The sequence below is a fragment of the Pseudoalteromonas sp. BSi20429 genome, from assembly GCF_000238895.1.
GTDB lineage: Bacteria > Pseudomonadota > Gammaproteobacteria > Enterobacterales > Alteromonadaceae > Pseudoalteromonas > Pseudoalteromonas arctica.
Window position 1 is genome coordinate 156,757 of the sequence record NZ_BADV01000050.1, and the last position, 16,298, is coordinate 173,054.

13 protein-coding genes and 1 pseudogene are annotated in these 16,298 nt (G+C 38.4%); 4 read left to right on the forward strand and 10 right to left on the reverse strand.

Features of this window, described 5'->3' with window-relative positions; all coding sequences use genetic code 11:
- Positions 1-196 precede the first annotated feature (196 nt).
- On the reverse strand, positions 197-697 hold the full coding sequence (locus tag P20429_RS09055) for a lactoylglutathione lyase family protein (protein WP_007583656.1): 501 nt from the start codon (positions 695-697) through the stop codon (positions 197-199).
- A gap of 114 nt (positions 698-811) precedes the next feature.
- Between P20429_RS09055 and P20429_RS09050 the strand changes: the two genes are divergently transcribed.
- Entirely contained in the window at positions 812-1,687 is an 876-nt protein-coding gene (locus tag P20429_RS09050) for a LysR family transcriptional regulator (protein WP_007583658.1), read from the forward strand.
- A 61-nt stretch (positions 1,688-1,748) separates the two neighbouring features.
- Here the strand turns inward: P20429_RS09050 and P20429_RS09045 are convergent, their stop codons facing one another.
- Together P20429_RS09045 and P20429_RS09040 are read right to left on the reverse strand one after the other, a co-directional pair.
- Positions 1,749-2,426 (reverse strand): haloacid dehalogenase type II, encoded by a 678-nt coding sequence (locus P20429_RS09045; RefSeq protein ID WP_002959247.1) that lies wholly within the window; start codon positions 2,424-2,426, stop codon positions 1,749-1,751.
- An 80-nt stretch (positions 2,427-2,506) separates the two neighbouring features.
- A complete protein-coding gene (locus P20429_RS09040; RefSeq protein WP_007583661.1) occupies positions 2,507-3,283 on the reverse strand; it encodes a class III extradiol ring-cleavage dioxygenase in 777 nt (258 codons plus the stop codon).
- A 106-nt stretch (positions 3,284-3,389) separates the two neighbouring features.
- Here P20429_RS09040 and P20429_RS09035 point away from each other — a divergent pair, with 106 nt between their 5' ends.
- On the forward strand, positions 3,390-4,292 hold the full coding sequence (locus P20429_RS09035) for a LysR family transcriptional regulator (RefSeq protein ID WP_007583663.1): 903 nt from the start codon (positions 3,390-3,392) through the stop codon (positions 4,290-4,292).
- Positions 4,293-4,328: 36 nt separating this feature from the next.
- Here the strand turns inward: P20429_RS09035 and P20429_RS09030 are convergent, their stop codons facing one another.
- A complete protein-coding gene (locus P20429_RS09030; RefSeq protein ID WP_007583664.1) occupies positions 4,329-5,210 on the reverse strand; it encodes a LysR family transcriptional regulator in 882 nt (293 codons plus the stop codon).
- Positions 5,211-5,300: 90 nt separating this feature from the next.
- Between P20429_RS09030 and P20429_RS09025 the strand changes: the two genes are divergently transcribed.
- The gene (locus tag P20429_RS09025) at positions 5,301-5,729 is read left to right on the forward strand and encodes a PACE efflux transporter (RefSeq protein WP_007583667.1); all 429 of its coding nucleotides are present in this window, start codon (positions 5,301-5,303) and stop codon (positions 5,727-5,729) included.
- 460 nt (positions 5,730-6,189) lie between these two features.
- On the opposite strand, the gene P20429_RS09020 is transcribed toward P20429_RS09025, so the two are convergent.
- Positions 6,190-7,356, reverse strand: coding sequence for an aldo/keto reductase (locus P20429_RS09020; RefSeq protein ID WP_007583671.1), 1,167 nt, complete (start codon positions 7,354-7,356; stop codon positions 6,190-6,192).
- A 351-nt stretch (positions 7,357-7,707) separates the two neighbouring features.
- On the reverse strand, positions 7,708-8,946 hold the full coding sequence (locus P20429_RS09015) for an NADH:flavin oxidoreductase/NADH oxidase family protein (protein ID WP_007583674.1): 1,239 nt from the start codon (positions 8,944-8,946) through the stop codon (positions 7,708-7,710).
- A 100-nt stretch (positions 8,947-9,046) separates the two neighbouring features.
- Here P20429_RS09015 and P20429_RS09010 point away from each other — a divergent pair, with 100 nt between their 5' ends.
- Positions 9,047-9,454, forward strand: coding sequence for a MerR family transcriptional regulator (locus tag P20429_RS09010; RefSeq protein ID WP_007583676.1), 408 nt, complete (start codon positions 9,047-9,049; stop codon positions 9,452-9,454).
- 352 nt (positions 9,455-9,806) lie between these two features.
- Here the strand turns inward: P20429_RS09010 and P20429_RS09005 are convergent, their stop codons facing one another.
- From P20429_RS09005 to P20429_RS19545, 4 genes and pseudogenes are all read right to left on the reverse strand, one after another.
- Complete coding sequence (locus P20429_RS09005; RefSeq protein ID WP_007583678.1) at positions 9,807-9,998, reverse strand: DUF3185 family protein; 192 nt, start codon at positions 9,996-9,998, stop codon at positions 9,807-9,809.
- Positions 9,999-10,059: 61 nt separating this feature from the next.
- Positions 10,060-11,526, reverse strand: a complete 1,467-nt coding sequence (gene rmuC / locus P20429_RS09000; protein WP_007583680.1) for a DNA recombination protein RmuC — start codon at positions 11,524-11,526, stop codon at positions 10,060-10,062.
- A gap of 874 nt (positions 11,527-12,400) precedes the next feature.
- Positions 12,401-15,547, reverse strand: coding sequence for a DEAD/DEAH box helicase (locus P20429_RS08995; protein ID WP_007583682.1), 3,147 nt, complete (start codon positions 15,545-15,547; stop codon positions 12,401-12,403).
- A 426-nt stretch (positions 15,548-15,973) separates the two neighbouring features.
- Positions 15,974-16,298 (reverse strand): annotated as a pseudogene (locus P20429_RS19545) (transcriptional regulator); the annotation flags it as partial.

A 16,298-nucleotide genomic window follows, 5' to 3' on the forward strand; every position in this document is an offset into this window, starting at 1 on the left:
AGGACACAGTTCGATTGGTAGTGTTTTTCTGGAGGTTGATAATATTTTCAACTCAGGGCAAAACATGCTGCACAAGCTAAGCAAAAACAAGTTATAGAGAATAAGAAGACGGTGAAGTGTATTTAAAAACTCTATAACTGAAACAAAAAGGCCGCAGTAATAAATACTGCGATCTTTGTTTTTAGCTAAGTGCTATTTAGTAAGCGCCTGCGCTGTAAATAAGCTCGTAGCTGTGGCTGTAAATTTCAAGGATGTTACCAAACGGGTCTTCCATGTAGATCATGCGGTATGGCTTTTCGCCAGGGTAGTAATAGCGCGGGGCTTGCATACGCTTTTTACCGCCAGCTTCTACAATACGCTCTGCTAAGCCTTCTACATCAGGGTCTTGAACACAAAAATGAAAGATCCCTGTTTTCCAGTATTCAAAGTTGTCTTTTGGGTTTTCTTGGTTTTTAAATTCAAAAATTTCTACACCAATACGATCGCCCGTTGAAAGGTGCGCTATTTTGAATTTTTCCCATTTTTCACCAAATACTTCGGTACACATTTCGCCAATGGGGCTTTTGTCTTCGGTTATTAAAGTGGGTTCCATAATGGTGTACCAACCCATAACCTTAGTGTAAAACTCAACGGCTTTTTCAACGTCGGGGACCGAAATACCAATGTGCGAAAAACTACGTGGGTATGTATGACTCATAATGCTTCCTCTTTAACGTGTGACTTATCTTGTGACTAGTTGATGGAGTTAGTTTACGAATCGACAAACATTAAGTAAAATTATCATTAATCATCATTTTGAGTACGTTTTGTAATGATAAATCCGACATGGTTAAACACATTTTGCACCTTGGTTGAGGTAAATCATTTTACCCAAACAGCCGAGCGCCTTTTTATGACCCAATCTGGCGTAAGTCAGCATATTAAAAAACTAGAGCAGCAAGTAAACTGCGCTTTACTTGAGCGCCACGGTAAGCAGTTTTCACTCACGCCACAGGGTCAAAACTTATATCAGCAGGGCAGCCTACTTCTTAAAGATTGGCAGTTTTTAGAACAACAATTAAAAGATAATTCGCCGTACAGTGGAGCGGTAAAGATTCAATCTCCGGGCAGTTGTGGTTTAAAGTTTTATAATCAATTATTAGCACTGCAATCTGAGCATAAAGAGTTGATTATTGATTACCGCTTTGCGCCCAATGTAAGTGTTGAACAAGCTGTAGCAAACCACAGTGCCGACATCGGTTTTTTAACTCAAGCTCCAACATTTAGCGGACTAACCAGCCATAAAATAAGCCAAGAGCCACTACTACTTGTAACGCCTGCAGGTATAAACATGCCTAATTGGCAAACCCTGTGTGAGCTAGGGTTTATTGCTCATCCCGATGCAAGCCATCATGCGCAGCTACTACTAAGCGAAAACTACAGTGAGTTTGAGCATATTGACCAAATAAGACGTACGGGATTTTCTAACCAAATTAGTTTAATACTAGAACCAGTAAGTTTAGGGTTGGGCTTTACGGTATTACCTGCTCATGCTGTTGGCGCATTCAATAAGCCCGCGCTTATTAAAACGCATCATTTAGAATGTCCGGTTAGTGAATCTATTTATGTGTGCCATCACCGAAATAGGCCGTTGGCAAAACGTATGAATACAGTGATTGAGCTAATAAAGGCGGGAGTAAATAGTTAAAACGTAAACCCCCTTTACACCCACGGCACTTAATACCATAGGCAAAAGGGGGTACAGAAAATTAGTTAACGCTTTCTAATTTTGCTTTTAAATCGAGTAAATCGGTTGCAATAGTATTTGGCTGTATTTCCCACGGATCGAAAATAGATTCTTTAGATCGTTGAATCCACGCCGCGCGCATGCCGTGCGATATGGCACCGGTTACATCAAACGGGTTACTCGATACAAGCCACGTGTTTGCGCCTGTTGAATTGGTTTCGCGTAAAAAGTGGCTATAAACCCCAGGGTTTGGTTTAAAGGTTTTAACGTCGTCGGCACTTACTACCCCTTCAAAAAGCTCACTAATGCCAGCGGTTTCTAATAAGGTATGAACTGCGTCGGCAGCTCCGTTTGAAAATGCAAACAAACGGTAATCCTTCGCTTTTAATTGCTCAAGGCCTGCTTTTACATCATCGAACGCAGGAAGCGTTTTATAAAGCTCTAGCAGTTGCCCCTTTTGATCTTCACTTAGCTCGGTTTTGTGCGCTAAGCAGGCGTAATCGAGTGCGTGTTTTGTACATAGCGAGAAAGGAATATAATTTTGCATTAATCCACGTCTAAATGAATACTCTAATTGCTTTTCGCGCCATGTATTTGAAAATGCTTGGGCGTTATCGCCAATCATGTCGTCGAGTAAGGACAGTACGCCGTGAGTGTTTATTAGCGTACCGTATACGTCAAATGCAAGTGTAGTTGCCATGTTTGCTCCGCAATAAAATTAATTAAGTTGGTTTTAGAGTACTTGCTTACAGCTTAACTTAATTTGAACGAACGCTCAAATTAATAAAACTTATAAGCATCGAGTGCTAAAATATCCATTTCTATATCTTCATGTATTTTTTTGGCTTTACCGTCACTACTTCCAAGCGCTGCAAAAAGAGGTAAAAAGTGCTCCTGGGTAGGGTGATTAAATAAAGCATAGGGTGCTTCATTTAAATAGTTAAGTAACGCTTGGGTGTTTTGCGCTATTAATTTTTGCTCAACCCAATGAGTAAACTCATTAACCATTTGAACACGATTAGGTGTAGCAGGGCTTTTAAATATTTCACGTAGATTGTGACTAATACCGCCGGAGCCAATAATTAATACGTTATCGCTGCGCAGTGGTGCAAGTAACTGTCCATATTTATACATAGCCTGAGCGCCTAAACGCGTGTTAATAGACACCTGAACAATGGGAATATTAGCTGCTGGGTACATTAAGCGCAGCGGGATCCACACACCATGATCCCACCCTTGATCTGCACTTTGCACCGTTTTAATACCCGCTTTGTAAAAGTACTCACTAATAGTATTAGCAAGCTTAGGGTCACCTGGTGCTGGGTATTGAATTTCATACAGGGGCTTGGGGAAGTTATAAAAGTCGTGAATAGTATGCGGCGCATCTCCTGATGTAATAACTATATCGTGCGCTTCATCAAAGTGGGCAGAAAACACCACAATAGCACGAGGCTTACTAAGCGTTTGAGCTAATGATGCAAGAAAATCTGACGTAGCCGATTGCTGAACAGCCATCATTGGCGAGCCGTGAGATATAAATAAAGCAGGCTGAGTCATACTAAAACCTTAAACAAGTAGATGCGTTATAAACACTATATAAGTTTCTATTTTGACGATAAATATGATACTTATTTATACATTATCAACAAAGCATTGTTAAAAAATGGATAAGCTCACCACCATGAAGACCTTTTTAGCCGTTGTGCAAGAAGGCTCGTTTTCAAAAGCGGCCGATAAACTCGATATTTCGCCGCAGTTAGTCAGCAAATATATTTCTGCATTGGAAGATAATCTACGCACGCGTTTATTACATCGTACAACGCGAAAAGTAAGTGTTACAGAGGCTGGAAATCAGTATTATCAGCGTTGTCAGCAGGTGGTTATTGATATTGAAGACATGGAAAACTCACTAAACAACTTAAGCGAAAATGTATCGGGTGTGCTTAGTATTAGTGCGCCTATGTCGTTTGGTACTAAGCATTTAGCAGGTTTGTTGGTTGATTTTCAAAAGCAGTATCCAAATTTAAAGTTAGATTTACGGCTCACAGACCAATATGTAGATATAGTAGAGCAGGGTATTGATATTGCTCTGCGCATTGGCGTATTAAAAAACTCAACGTTGATAGCTAAAAAAATTGCCCCTATACGTTTAGCTGTATTTGCGTCACCCGACTATTTAGAACGCCATGGCACGCCACAAACGCTTTTAGATTTACAGTCACATAATTATTTACGCTATTCCCACAGCGAGCCCACAAAACGATTATTTGGAGTTAATGAGTTAAAAAGCGAGCTAAAGCTTGAAAGTAACTTTGTGGCTAACAATGGTGATTTGCTACTAAATACAGCCATTGCGGGTGGTGGTATTGCTATGCAGCCCACATTTATTGCTGGCGAAGCGCTGGCTCAAGGCAAAGTAGTGCGCATTTTAAATGACTACGAACCCGACCCAATGGGACTGTATATGGTGTACGCTAACAGACAGTTTTTACCGAGCAAAGTACGTGCATTTGTTGATTTTACAAGTGACTTTTATGGCGATACACCTTACTGGGATTTAGCGTAATAAAAAGTAAACCGCCTAACAGGCATTATATAAAACCTAAATTTTTAAAAAATTCCGTAGTAAATTTCTTAGTACTTTAAACACCTCTTGATTACTGTGTTGCTGATGCTGTAATACATCAACATTAGCCAACCAACCCATTTCTTCAAACTCAAGAGGAAGTTTAACCAGCTCACCACTTTGTACTGCATCTACAGCTACATGGTTTGGTAATAAGCACCACCCGTTACCTTGTATTGCTAGCTCGAGTAATACAAAGTAATTATCGGCATACCAAATCTCTGGGCTAATTTTTAGCTGAAAGCTACTTGTTTGCGTATTGCGAGAACGAAGAAGAAGTTGTCGATGTAGCCGAAGACCATCCATATTTTCACATCTGATCCCCGCTAAAGGGTGCGATTTAGCAACATATAAATCAAATTTTACCGATCCAATACATTCATAGTCTAAGTAGCTCGGTATATTTAATTCACTAAAAATAATACCCGTTATAGGCTTTTCGCTGTTTAGCATGTCAATTATGTCATGGCTGGATGCACTTAAAAACTCAAGCGATACGTAAGGATACTTACTTTGTAGCTTGCTAATAATACTCGCGATAGTTTTAAACGGGATCCCTTCGTCAAGTGCGATAGTGATTTCGGTTGGTGTTTTTTCATTTAGTGCTAATGCAGAGTTTGTTAATCGCTGGTGTTGATTAAGCACGGCCTTAGCCTGGGGTAGTAACTGTTTACCGGCTTCGGTTAATTGTGGATAGCGCCCTGTGCGCTCAAATAATGTCGCATTACAGTCTATTTCTAAATTAATAATATGCTGGCTTATTACCGACTGCGCTTTACTTAAACCGCGCGCAGCAGCTGAAAACGATCCAGCTTCAACGGTAGCCACAAATGCTTGAAGCTGTTCAATACTAAACATATCGCTTTTCCCGATACTAAGTAACTAACACATATCTTTATAATGAATGAAAATACAGCCATCGTCATCAACTTAAGAAGTTATTTATATATGAACACAGCAGAACGTATTTTTCAGGCACTAATATTTGAGATGATAGCATTATCTTTTGTTGTACCTGCATCAGTTTATTTTGGTGGGTTTGCAACAGGAAAAATGGCAATAGTAGGTGTTGGTTTATCAGTCTTCGCCATGCTTTGGAATTACATTTACAACATAGTGTTTGATAAAATAGTTGGGCATAACCGAATCGAGCGAGGTTTAGTAACCCGCATTACGCATGCATGTGGCTTTGAGCTGGGTATGGTGGTTATAACGCTGCCAATACTTGCTTGGTATTTAAATATTACATGGCTAGCCGCTACAGCATTAGAAGCTGGCTTTTTAGTTTTTATACTCATATACACGTATATTTTTAATGTGTTGTACGATAAGTACCAACCTTACAAAAGATGGGTTAATAAATCGCAATGTGCTTGATATTTTTAAGTTTATAAAAGCAACGTTGTGGGGTATTGAGATCGTTTTGGCAAAAGCGCAATGGCAATAAATAACGGTAAATGTGGCTTTTAATTAAACCAATTAGCACTGCTCAATTGACTAAGTAGTGCTAATTTACTATTTGTACTATTTACCGGCTAACTGTAATGGGGGTTTACAGTAACTTTTTGCTTTATATATTTAGCCCTTTCAATATGTTCCACACGCTCTCACCACTAGGATGAAGCGCAGCATGATACCGATACGCGTAATATGTAATAGGCACGTAATAATGCTTTTGACTACCTAATAACTAAGTTTAAAAACTTCGTTTTTAAACCCCAGCAAGCTGCGCTTATACAAATGCCCAACAATCAATGCACTTACTACTAAGCGCTGCTTAAAAATCAACCACACTGACTATAACGAGGTGTGCCAAGCAAATGGCACACCTATTTTGTTATGTGGGTATGGGGGCGTTTTCTGCAATAAGCTGTTTAGATTTCAATTCACTCCAAAATTCGCTTGGTATGGTAACTTTCATTGAGGCTACATTAGCTTTAATTTGCTCTGCCGTGCGTGCGCCAGGAATAATTGAGGATACCGTTGAAGGCGCCTCTGCGAATTGCAGTGCAGCTGTTTTAATATCAATCCCATGTTTAGATGCAATGTCGCTTATTGCATTAAACTTTTGCTGCATAGGCCCAGGAATTTTAGGTGAATAATTAAAGCGGTTACGACCGGCTAAAAAACCACCATTAAGCGGAGCACCAATGACTGCTGAAACACCTCGTTTATCAAGCATAGGAAAGGTTTTATCAAGTGCCTGCTTATGATCTAAAATTGAATATTGAAGCGCTAGTAAGCAAATATCAGGGTCTGACATATCAAGCGCTTTATAAATAGCATGAGGTGTATTTATTCCAAAACCCCAGCCTTTAATTATTCCTTCATCACGCATTTTAGTTAACTCAGGAATAGCCCCTTTTGCTGCCTGATCAAAATACTTAAGCCAATCATCTCCCATATCACTATTTTGCGGTGATAAATCGTGAATATAAACAATATCAAGTGAGGCAACACCAATACGATGCAACGTGTCTTCTATTGAACGACGCGTACCTGATGCAGAGTAATCATATTTATAATGAAAAGGTGAGTGATCAGCCCAATGCCAACTATTTTCTAGAGGCTCTGCTGAAGGGGTAAGAAGGCGACCTACTTTTGAGGATAAAACATAATCTTCACGCTTTTTGTTTCGAAGTAAATCACCGAAGCGCCTTTCACTTAAGCTTAAGCCGTAAAAAGGTGACGTATCAAAATGACGAATACCAGAATCCCATGCTGCATTTAGCATTGTTAAAATTTCTGCATCGCTTGATATAGTATTAAAGCCATTCCCAGCGGCAAGACCGCCTAAGCCCATTCTTGATTCAGGCCGGTAATGCTTAGCGTTAGTAACATCGTTTGTGGGCAGAGCAGCGCTTTTATCTATTGCTCCTTTAGTTTGCATAACACTGCCGTTAGACATTTTTACTTTTAATTGTTCAGCCAAAGCTGAAGCACTAAAAATAGAGCCTAAACTTAAAGCAGCGCCTGCTTTAATAAAATTTCTGCGAGATACCATGTAACTATTCTCCTTGAGTAAGGTTAAATATCTACGCTATAAACTAGTATAAATACCAACCAAACTCAAGCGGGAGAAAAACAATAAATATCAATAATTTCAATAAGATGATTAAATTAACAAACGCTGAACGCGCACTTTAATTAACATTTTAGAATGATTATTTTCTTTACTCGTACAGTACCTTAAGATGCACAAAATAGTGCACTTTAATAGCTTGATAAAAAAGCAAACTTCCAAATTGGTGCACGCTTTAATACTCATTTACACAACATAAAAATGGTTACATTTATTCAAGTGTAAAAATTAGTAAACAAATCCGGAATACATAAAAAGAGTGAATACCAAAGCTTAATTAATCTCACTAGCAAAGCGATTGCGGTAACGCTTAGTTAATTTAACCGAACGTAGCTGGTCGCTAATTAAAGTAAATATTGGTGAAGCGTTTATTTTTACAGGTTTACCTTGGCCTAAACGGCGTATTTGCCTTTTTACCAGTGCCATAGTGGCAAGCCCTGCGAGGGTTTTATCTTGCCAAGTAACATTGGGTAATACGGCTAGTTGCAGTGGCTCATTTTGCCATTTGTTTGGTAAATTTGGTTGGTATGCAAGCGCAGTGGCAATACCCACGAGGGCCACTCCACTTTCAATCACGTTGTTGGCAATAGATAAGCGACTAATGCCGCCGGTGGTCATTATTGGGATTGATGAGCGGTGGCTAATCGCTTTTGCGAACTCTAAAAAGTATGCTTCGCGGGCAAGTGTGCGTTCGTCACCTGTTTTACCTTGCATGGCAGGGGCTTCGTAGCTACCACCCGATAACTCCACAAAGTCAACATTGAGTTCATTCAATAAATCCACTACAACTTGCGCGTCACTGGGTTCGAACCCACCACGTTGAAAATCTGCAGAGTTTAACTTTACCGAAACCGAAAGGGTGGGGGAGCAAGCTGCTTTAATACTGCGGGTTATTTCGAGAAGTAAACGGGCTCTATTTTGTAAACTTCCCCCCCATTTATCGTCGCGCTTATTGGTAAGTGGCGATAAAAACTGGGCAAGTAAATAGCCATGCGCTGCATGTATTTGTACGCCATTAAAACCTGCTTTTTCAGCTTGTAGTGCAGTTTGCGTAAAGCGGGTAATAACATCGTCAATGTCGGTTTGCGTCATTGCCTTTGGTACGCCAAATAAGTGCGAGTGCTTACCCATATTAAGTGCAACACTTGACGCTGATATAGCCTTTCCACCCATTTTTTTAAATACTTGCCTACCAGGGTGATTAATTTGCATCACCACTTTGCAATTATTTTGCTTTGATAAACGAGCAAGCTCGGCAAAGGCAGTAATATCGGTACTTTGCTCAAGCACAAGGCCACCTGGGCCTGTCATCGCTAAATGATCAACCATTACATTGCCAGTAATAATTAGCCCTGTACCGCCTTTAGCCCATGCGCTATAAACATTTTTAAGTGCTTGGGAGGGCGTTTGGTCCTCTTGTGCTAGGTTTTCTTCCATAGCGGCTTTGGCAATACGATTTTTTAATACTAAACCACTTGGCAAGGTAAAGGAGGTAAACACAGGGTTGCGCATAATTATTGGCTAATTAAATTGACATTAAAACAACTATAACCTTAAAGTTAGCTTGAAGGTCAACCTACTAAGTTTATGTAAAGTGGAGTTATTATTAGTTATGAAAATAGGCGAACTTGCAAAACTTACCAACATACCTGCCAGCACTATTCGTTTTTACGAAAGCAAAGGGTTATTAGCACCAACCACTCGCAGTGCTAATGGTTATAGGCTTTACACCCAACAAAACTTAGAAAAACTGCAATTAATTAAATTTTCACAAAGCTTGGGGTTTTCACTCAACGAAATACCTTTATTACGTAACGAAAACGGCGAGCTAAACCACACAGTAATAATCGAACGTTTAGAAAAAAAACAAAAAGAAGCTGACATTTTGATTGAGCAAATGCAGAAAAAGTCACAGCGTATTGGCAGTTTAACTGCGTTACTAAACTCTTATTGGGATAAAGGCGAATGCCTGCCAGAAAGTAAATTAAATGAATTACTAGAAGTGATGGATTACAAATAAACTAATACAGCTTATTCAGGGCCTGTTTATCTTTTGAGGTTAAATTTGCAGCAGACTGTTTGGTATTTAGGCAAGGCAGAGTCTATGTAGTGTGGTTATTCCCCATAAACAGACGATAACCTAGTATAAATGCCAAACATGCGCTGCCCTAAGGGTTCTGCCTAGGGGCAATTTACTCTTTGTAGCTCGGTTTTTACTTATTATTACATGGATGTAAGCCATTAGAATAACGCTGGAGCAGTTATCGAGCCCACTAAATTACAAACCTCGCGCCGCGATTAAATAGCCCCTAGATTGAACAAATTTTATCCTGAGAGGTCAACAAGCCCCAGTAAGCTGTATTTTATTTATGTTACTTAAGCTTTTTAATGCCAATTAACACACAGATGGCACCGCCAATAATCCCCGCCCATGCTTCTATTGGTGTATCACCACTAAATGCGCGGCTTAACTGCGAAGCCGCCGCATCATACACGTCATATCCCCACATAATTAAAGCGATACCTATAACGATTAAAACAATACCTATAATCTTATTATTCATAAACACCTCTGGTTTCTAACGTACATTATTCAACATACTTAATTGAAAACACTTAATAAATCTAATCAAGCTCTAGCTGCGCACGTTCAACGCTCTCACTAGGTAACTCTTTTTGTACCGATACACCAAGCTCTTTAAACTCTGATGCTTGTTTAATTAAATTACCTTTACCGCGGTATAATTGCGAGAACGCTTTGTCGTAACTTTCTTTCGCTTTATCAAGCTGCTTACCTACGCCTTCCATACTTAATAAAAAACCATTGAGCTTGTTATAAAAACGCTCAGCCCGATTTGCCAGCTCTTTTGAGTATTTGGTTTGCTCTTCAAAACGCCAAAGCTGTTTAACAATATTTAAACTAGTAAGCAGGGTAGTAGGTGTAGCTACCAGTATATTTTTTTCGATTGCTTGTTGGTAAATATCACTTTGATATTTAAGTGCTTCTACAAAAGCTGATTCTATTGGTACAAACATAACCACAACTTCAGGCGAATTAAGCCCTGGTAAACGGTCGTACGATTTACTCGCAAGCTCATTAATACGTGCTGTAACGGCGTTTACATGCTCTTTAATTGCTTGATTAGCATCTAGCTCATTTTCAGCGTTCACATAGCGTGTATAAGCATTTAATGATGTTTTAGCATCAATGACTAAGTGTCGGCCTTGTGGTAAGTAAACAACTACATCAGGGCGCAAGCGGCCATCTTCAGTGTTAAACGACACTTCGCGCTTATAATCAACGCCAGCACGTAAGCCAGCGCTATCTAAGACGTTTTCGAGCATGAGTTCGCCCCAATTACCTTGGGTTTTCTTTTGCCCTTGTAGCGCGTTGCTGAGCTTGTCGGCTTGATCTGTTATGGCTTGGCTTTTAGCTTGCAAATGCAATAGCTCGGTTTTAAGCGCGGTTCGTTGTTTTATGTCTTCAACATGTATTGATTCCATTTTTTCTCTAAAGCCTTTTAGCTCGCCTTGAACCGGTTTTAATAATTGTTCAATGCTTTCTTGATTTAAGGTTTTAAAGCTTTGTGATTTTTCTTCTAGAATCTTATTGGCTAGGTTTTCAAATTCTTTTTTGAGCATATTTTTACTTTGCTCAATTTGCGCGAGTTGCTCGGTAAAGCTTTGTTGTTTTTGCTCGAGGGTGGTACGCATATTATTATATTCAACATCGCGTTGATTATATTGCTCACGAAGCGCTGCAAGCTCGCCTTCGGCTTTACGCCAAAAGTGATTGTATTGAATGCTTTGTTTTTCTTGTTCGCTAAAACGCGTTTTAAAATGCTGGGCTTCATCGCGCTGTTCTTGGTGAGTATGTTCTAGCAGTTCGTGATCTTCTTGCAAGGCACTATATTGCAGCTCTTTATTATCAAATTGATTTTGTAATAGGGAAAGCTGTTGCTGCTGTTCGCTTATTTGTAGATGTAGCTTTTTGCGAAGCTGTGTTGATACAACGCCGTAAAATACAACGCCTAACGCAACACCAGCACCGGCGCTTAGCCAATCAATATTAGTGAGTACTTGAGTGAGCATAAAATAAACTTATAAAATTTAGAGACATGCCATCATAACCAATAACACGCAATAGAAGTAGGGGAGCAAAGAAATTACAGACATAAAAAAACCAGCTCAAAATAAGCTGGTCAAATATTACTAAATTAAGTAATCAAAGGGAAAATCAACATGTGCCCGAGTAAGCTGCAACTTAAATACATAATCACCAAAATAACTAATATTACTGGGTGAGGCTATATAACAACAGGCATTAGAGTAGACCGGAAAACAAAATAATTAATTCAAATTAATTTACGAAAGATCATTTATTTTTATTCGGGTTGATTTAAACAAATCAAATTATGGGCATAAAAAAAGCCAGTTCAAAATGAACTGGCTTAATCATTACTAAAATTAGTAATCAAATAGGGGGAAATCAACATAAAACCTGTATTAACTGCAATTAATCAACAAGCATAATAGTAGACGCCGCTCTTTGAATTAAGTTCATAAAAAGATCAAAACTTTTAAAATAAAAATTGAATGCTAAATTTAGGCATAAAAAAAGCCAACTCAAAATGGGCTGGCTCAATCATTACTAAAATTAGTAACTAAATGGGGAATCAACATGATGCTTGTATTAACTGCAATTAATCAACAAGCATAATAGTAGACGTCCGTTTTTTAATTAAGTTCATAAAAAAGTAAAAACTTTTAAAATAAGTGCCGAACGCTAAATTTTAGGCATAAAAAAAGCCAACTCAAAATGGGCTGGCTTAATCATTACTAAAATTAGTAACTAAATGGGGAATCAACATGATGCTTGTGCTAACTGCAATTAATCAACAAGCATAATAGTAGACGTCCGCTTTTTAATTAAGTTCATAAAAAGATCAAAACTTTTTAAATCAATTTAGTTTTTAATTAGCGATAACATTTGTTGTTCATCAAACTTTGTAAAGCTCATTGATTTATCAGTAAATAACGCATCTACAAGGGCTTGTTTGTCTTGTTGCATTTTAAATACTTTTTGCTCTATTGAATTACTCATTATGAGCTTATACACAAATACAGGGTTAGTTTGGCCAATACGGTAAGCTCTATCAGTCGCTTGTTTTTCTACAGCAGGGTTCCACCATGGATCAAAGTGAATAACTGTATCGGCTTGTGTAAGGTTAAGGCCTGTACCGCCAGCTTTTAAGCTAATTAAAAACACTGATGTTTTACCACTGGTAAACTCGTCGATTACTTTATCGCGGTGGCGCGTTTGGCCTGTAAGCATACTAAAGTTAATGTTTATTTCTTCGAGGCGTTGGGCTATTAAATCAAGTGCCGATGTGAACTGACTAAATATAATAATTTTACGACCGAGACTTAACATAAGCGGTAAGTGTGTTGTTAACCATTCAAGCTTAGCGGAGCCTGCTTGAGTGTCTGGATCTATTAATTTAGGGTGGCAACAAATTTGCCTTAACTTTAAAAGTGCCTCTAAAAATGCAAGTTTACTTTTTTGTGCGCCTTGTTCGGCAAATAAGTCTATTAGCTTCTCTTCTAATGAACGTGTAATACCTTGATACATTTCTTTTTGCTTAGGCTCAAACTCAAACTCTTTAGTTAGCTCTGTTTTTTCAGGCAGCTCTTGCGCTACTTGTGCTTTAGTGCGGCGCATTATAAAAGGCATAATTAACGCTTTTAACTGCTCAGCTCTCTCCATATCAGCTTCACGCTCAATAGGCGTTTGAAAGTGCTGCTTAAAGTGGGCTTGAGACCCAAGTAACGATGGCATAGCAAAATCGAGTAACGATTTAAGCTCAAGTAAATTATTCTCGATTGGAGTACCACTTAAACAAAGTTTAAAGTCGGCATTTAAGCGTTTAACTAATCGCGAAACCTGTGCGGTATCGTTTTTAATGTATTGTGCTTCGTCGAGGATTATATTTTCAAAATATAATGGCGAATAATATGCAATATCACGCTTTAAAAGTGGATATGTAGTAAGTATACACTGCGCTTGCGCTAAGTGCTGTAAAGGATCGTTACGATTTGAACCAAAAATAGTGGTGACTTTTAAGCTTTTAGCAAACTTAATAATTTCGTTTTTCCAGTTACTCACCAAACTAGTTGGACACACTATAAGTGTAGGGCCCGCTTGCGGGCGGTTAAATGTACTGGCTAAAAATGCAATAACTTGCAAGGTTTTACCCAGGCCCATGTCATCAGCTAAAATACCACCTAATTGGTGACGTTTTAAAAAGCTAAGCCAGTCAACACCTTGCTGTTGGTACTCACGAAGTGTTACTGAGTCATTTAAGCCATGTAATGAAACCTTAGTAATTGCTTTATCGGGACTATTTAGCTCTTGTAAGTATAGCTCTAATGAGTCGTCGTGAAGCTCTACGTTTATAGCAGTGTGCTTTACTAATTCAGGTAAATACGAAAGCGGAATATTAAATTCGTCTCGTGTTTTTACAAATTCAAAACGCTCTTTAAATTCATTTAATAAGTTAATTGCTGACTTATTGATAACCCCAAATTCACGACCAAGCGGATAGTAGTAAAATAGTTCACTTTGGCGATTTAATGACTGATATAGCGGGTCAATATTAGTAAACAACAGCGATGCCTTAGCATCACATAGCAATACTTTGCAGTGCATTTGATGCCCTGCTGCGCGGTGTACATGTAAACTAACTTCACACTGCGGATTAGGACTCGTTACTTTACTTACACTTACTTGCCAACCGCGTTGCTTAAAGCCAGGGAATACTTCGTATATTAGCCAATGCAAATGGATTGAAGACTGCTTTGTAAATACCAGTTCACTTTGTAAACCCCCTTTACAAAATTCAAATCCTAAGTTAATTAGCTCGTTAGTTACAGTATTTTCAAATGCACTATTAATCGTACTTGCAGGTGCAGCACCTGCTAAATAGTTTTTATTTTTATACTTAAATAACAACGAAAGAGATAAACCTTGATCGCCCATAGTTACTTTTAAAACAGCATTACTAGAGATTTTAGGCAATGTTGGCTGTAAATTAGTAGGGTGGGGTATTACACCTGCACCAAAGTTATCGGCAAGCTGCTTGTATATTCTATCAAAGTTAGCGTCATGCAAAGCAGGCATAGTTTGTAAATGTGCTATTTCGTCTGCACTCAATGGGGTGCGAAGACGGCCCGCTTTTAAATGATCTAAATCGAGGTAAGTAGGTGGTGTTGTTTTTAATAAAGCCCAGTTTTGTGTTTGCTCAAGCTTAATAACTAATTGTGAGAGATCTTTATCTTGCTCCCAACTAAAACTTAATGCTTGGCCCGATTGCGCCTTAATTGGCACTCGAGAACGCTGGAAAAACAGGCGTTCTGTAGCTATCAACTGCTGTAAGGCACTAAAACCCCACTGGCCTTTTAGCTCAATACTCCCAACTGCATTTTGTGAGCGTATCCAACTAAATAATCTAAAATCACTTTCGAGTAAGTCACTCGGCGTTACAAAACTATTTAACTGCTGCTCGGTCAGGTTTCGACCTAGCGTGTAATTCTTTTTAGTCTCAACATTCGCTATTTTAGGTGTTAAGAATACTTTGTTATTTTCAATATCTAATACAAATAATAATACTTGCGATGGCGTGTTTTGATCACCACTTTTAAGTGCGCTTAATTCGCTAAACCAGTCATTAATAAAGTAATCTTCGCCATATTCACCAGAGTGCTCTATTTTGAGCTTAAATAAAATAGCAGCTAAGTGTCGGCATTTAGTTTTTGCATTACACGTACAATGCGTATCAACAGAATAACCAGTTGGTACTTTACTGATCTCAATACGTTGGTTAAACGATGATCCATTATCCACTTGTACAGTAGAGTCGACTACAGAAAAATTAGGGGTGTGTTCTAGCCAAGTGATTTGACCTTTCTTGTAATATTCTTTGCCTTTATCTAAAACATTTTCACGGAAAAGTTTTTTAATAAAGCGTTCAGACAGAGGAAACTGGGTAGCCTGCTCATTTTTAATTTCTTCAAAAATAGCCATTAAATCATTTTTTGATAAGTTAGCAGACATGTCACTCTAAGCATTAAATTTTAAAAATAATCCTGCCAGTATATGCCTTATGTGCTCTGAGCTAAAGCACTATTAACAAGATATAAACTGGTTGGAGCTGATAACTTAGTAAAAAATCAGTTTGTAAGTAAAAATAAGCATCCAATTTTACAAAATAATATTTAAAACAACTGCAATGGTAGAAGTTACATATAGTTAGAAACATAGAAGTAAGCATTACAGATCACGATTTTACTAACAATAATAATAAATGAAGGAATGTAGCTAAAAAGAGGAGATTAGTTAGTAAAAAAGTGATCTTGAAGAAGGAATATGATTATTTGAAGAGGAAATAGGCTAGTAAAGATCAGATTTTTACTAACAAAACAATCTGCCAGATCACTATTTAACTAAGTAAATATGCCTGACAGATCATTATTTAACTAACTAATTAAAGGCACTTAATAACTTAGTTAATTGCTCTAAGCGCTTGTCTGTCATTACTTTATTATCAATTTTGATAGAGACATCACCGCTTTTTAAATTGCGTTGTACCGATATGAAGTTATTTTCTAGTACAGCTTCGCGCTTAACAGCTACTTGTGGCTCTGAAGTTAGGCATTTAGTGATCTCCATTGCACGCTTGTCGTCGCTTGTAATCGCATTTAACTCTTCATCACTAGCAAGGGCACTAACAAGTTGATTAAACGCCTCTTCGTCTCGCTCCTTTGCGCTAACAAGCTTTTTAGCGACTTCGCGACCTACGTGATTA

Excerpts from the sequence above, each read along its gene's own strand:
- P20429_RS09055 (WP_007583656.1), bottom strand. The coding sequence starts at position 697 with ATGAGTCATACATACCCACGTAGTTTTTCGCACATTGGTATTTCGGTC.
- P20429_RS09050 (WP_007583658.1), top strand. The coding sequence starts at position 812 with ATGATAAATCCGACATGGTTAAACACATTTTGCACCTTGGTTGAGGTA.
- P20429_RS09045 (WP_002959247.1), bottom strand. The coding sequence starts at position 2,426 with ATGGCAACTACACTTGCATTTGACGTATACGGTACGCTAATAAACACT.
- P20429_RS09040 (WP_007583661.1), bottom strand. The coding sequence starts at position 3,283 with ATGACTCAGCCTGCTTTATTTATATCTCACGGCTCGCCAATGATGGCT.
- P20429_RS09035 (WP_007583663.1), top strand. The coding sequence starts at position 3,390 with ATGGATAAGCTCACCACCATGAAGACCTTTTTAGCCGTTGTGCAAGAA.
- P20429_RS09030 (WP_007583664.1), bottom strand. The coding sequence starts at position 5,210 with ATGTTTAGTATTGAACAGCTTCAAGCATTTGTGGCTACCGTTGAAGCT.
- P20429_RS09025 (WP_007583667.1), top strand. The coding sequence starts at position 5,301 with ATGAACACAGCAGAACGTATTTTTCAGGCACTAATATTTGAGATGATA.
- P20429_RS09020 (WP_007583671.1), bottom strand. The coding sequence starts at position 7,356 with ATGGTATCTCGCAGAAATTTTATTAAAGCAGGCGCTGCTTTAAGTTTA.
- P20429_RS09015 (WP_007583674.1), bottom strand. The coding sequence starts at position 8,946 with ATGCGCAACCCTGTGTTTACCTCCTTTACCTTGCCAAGTGGTTTAGTA.
- P20429_RS09010 (WP_007583676.1), top strand. The coding sequence starts at position 9,047 with ATGAAAATAGGCGAACTTGCAAAACTTACCAACATACCTGCCAGCACT.
- P20429_RS09005 (WP_007583678.1), bottom strand. The coding sequence starts at position 9,998 with ATGAATAATAAGATTATAGGTATTGTTTTAATCGTTATAGGTATCGCT.
- rmuC (WP_007583680.1), bottom strand. The coding sequence starts at position 11,526 with ATGCTCACTCAAGTACTCACTAATATTGATTGGCTAAGCGCCGGTGCT.
- P20429_RS08995 (WP_007583682.1), bottom strand. The coding sequence starts at position 15,547 with ATGTCTGCTAACTTATCAAAAAATGATTTAATGGCTATTTTTGAAGAA.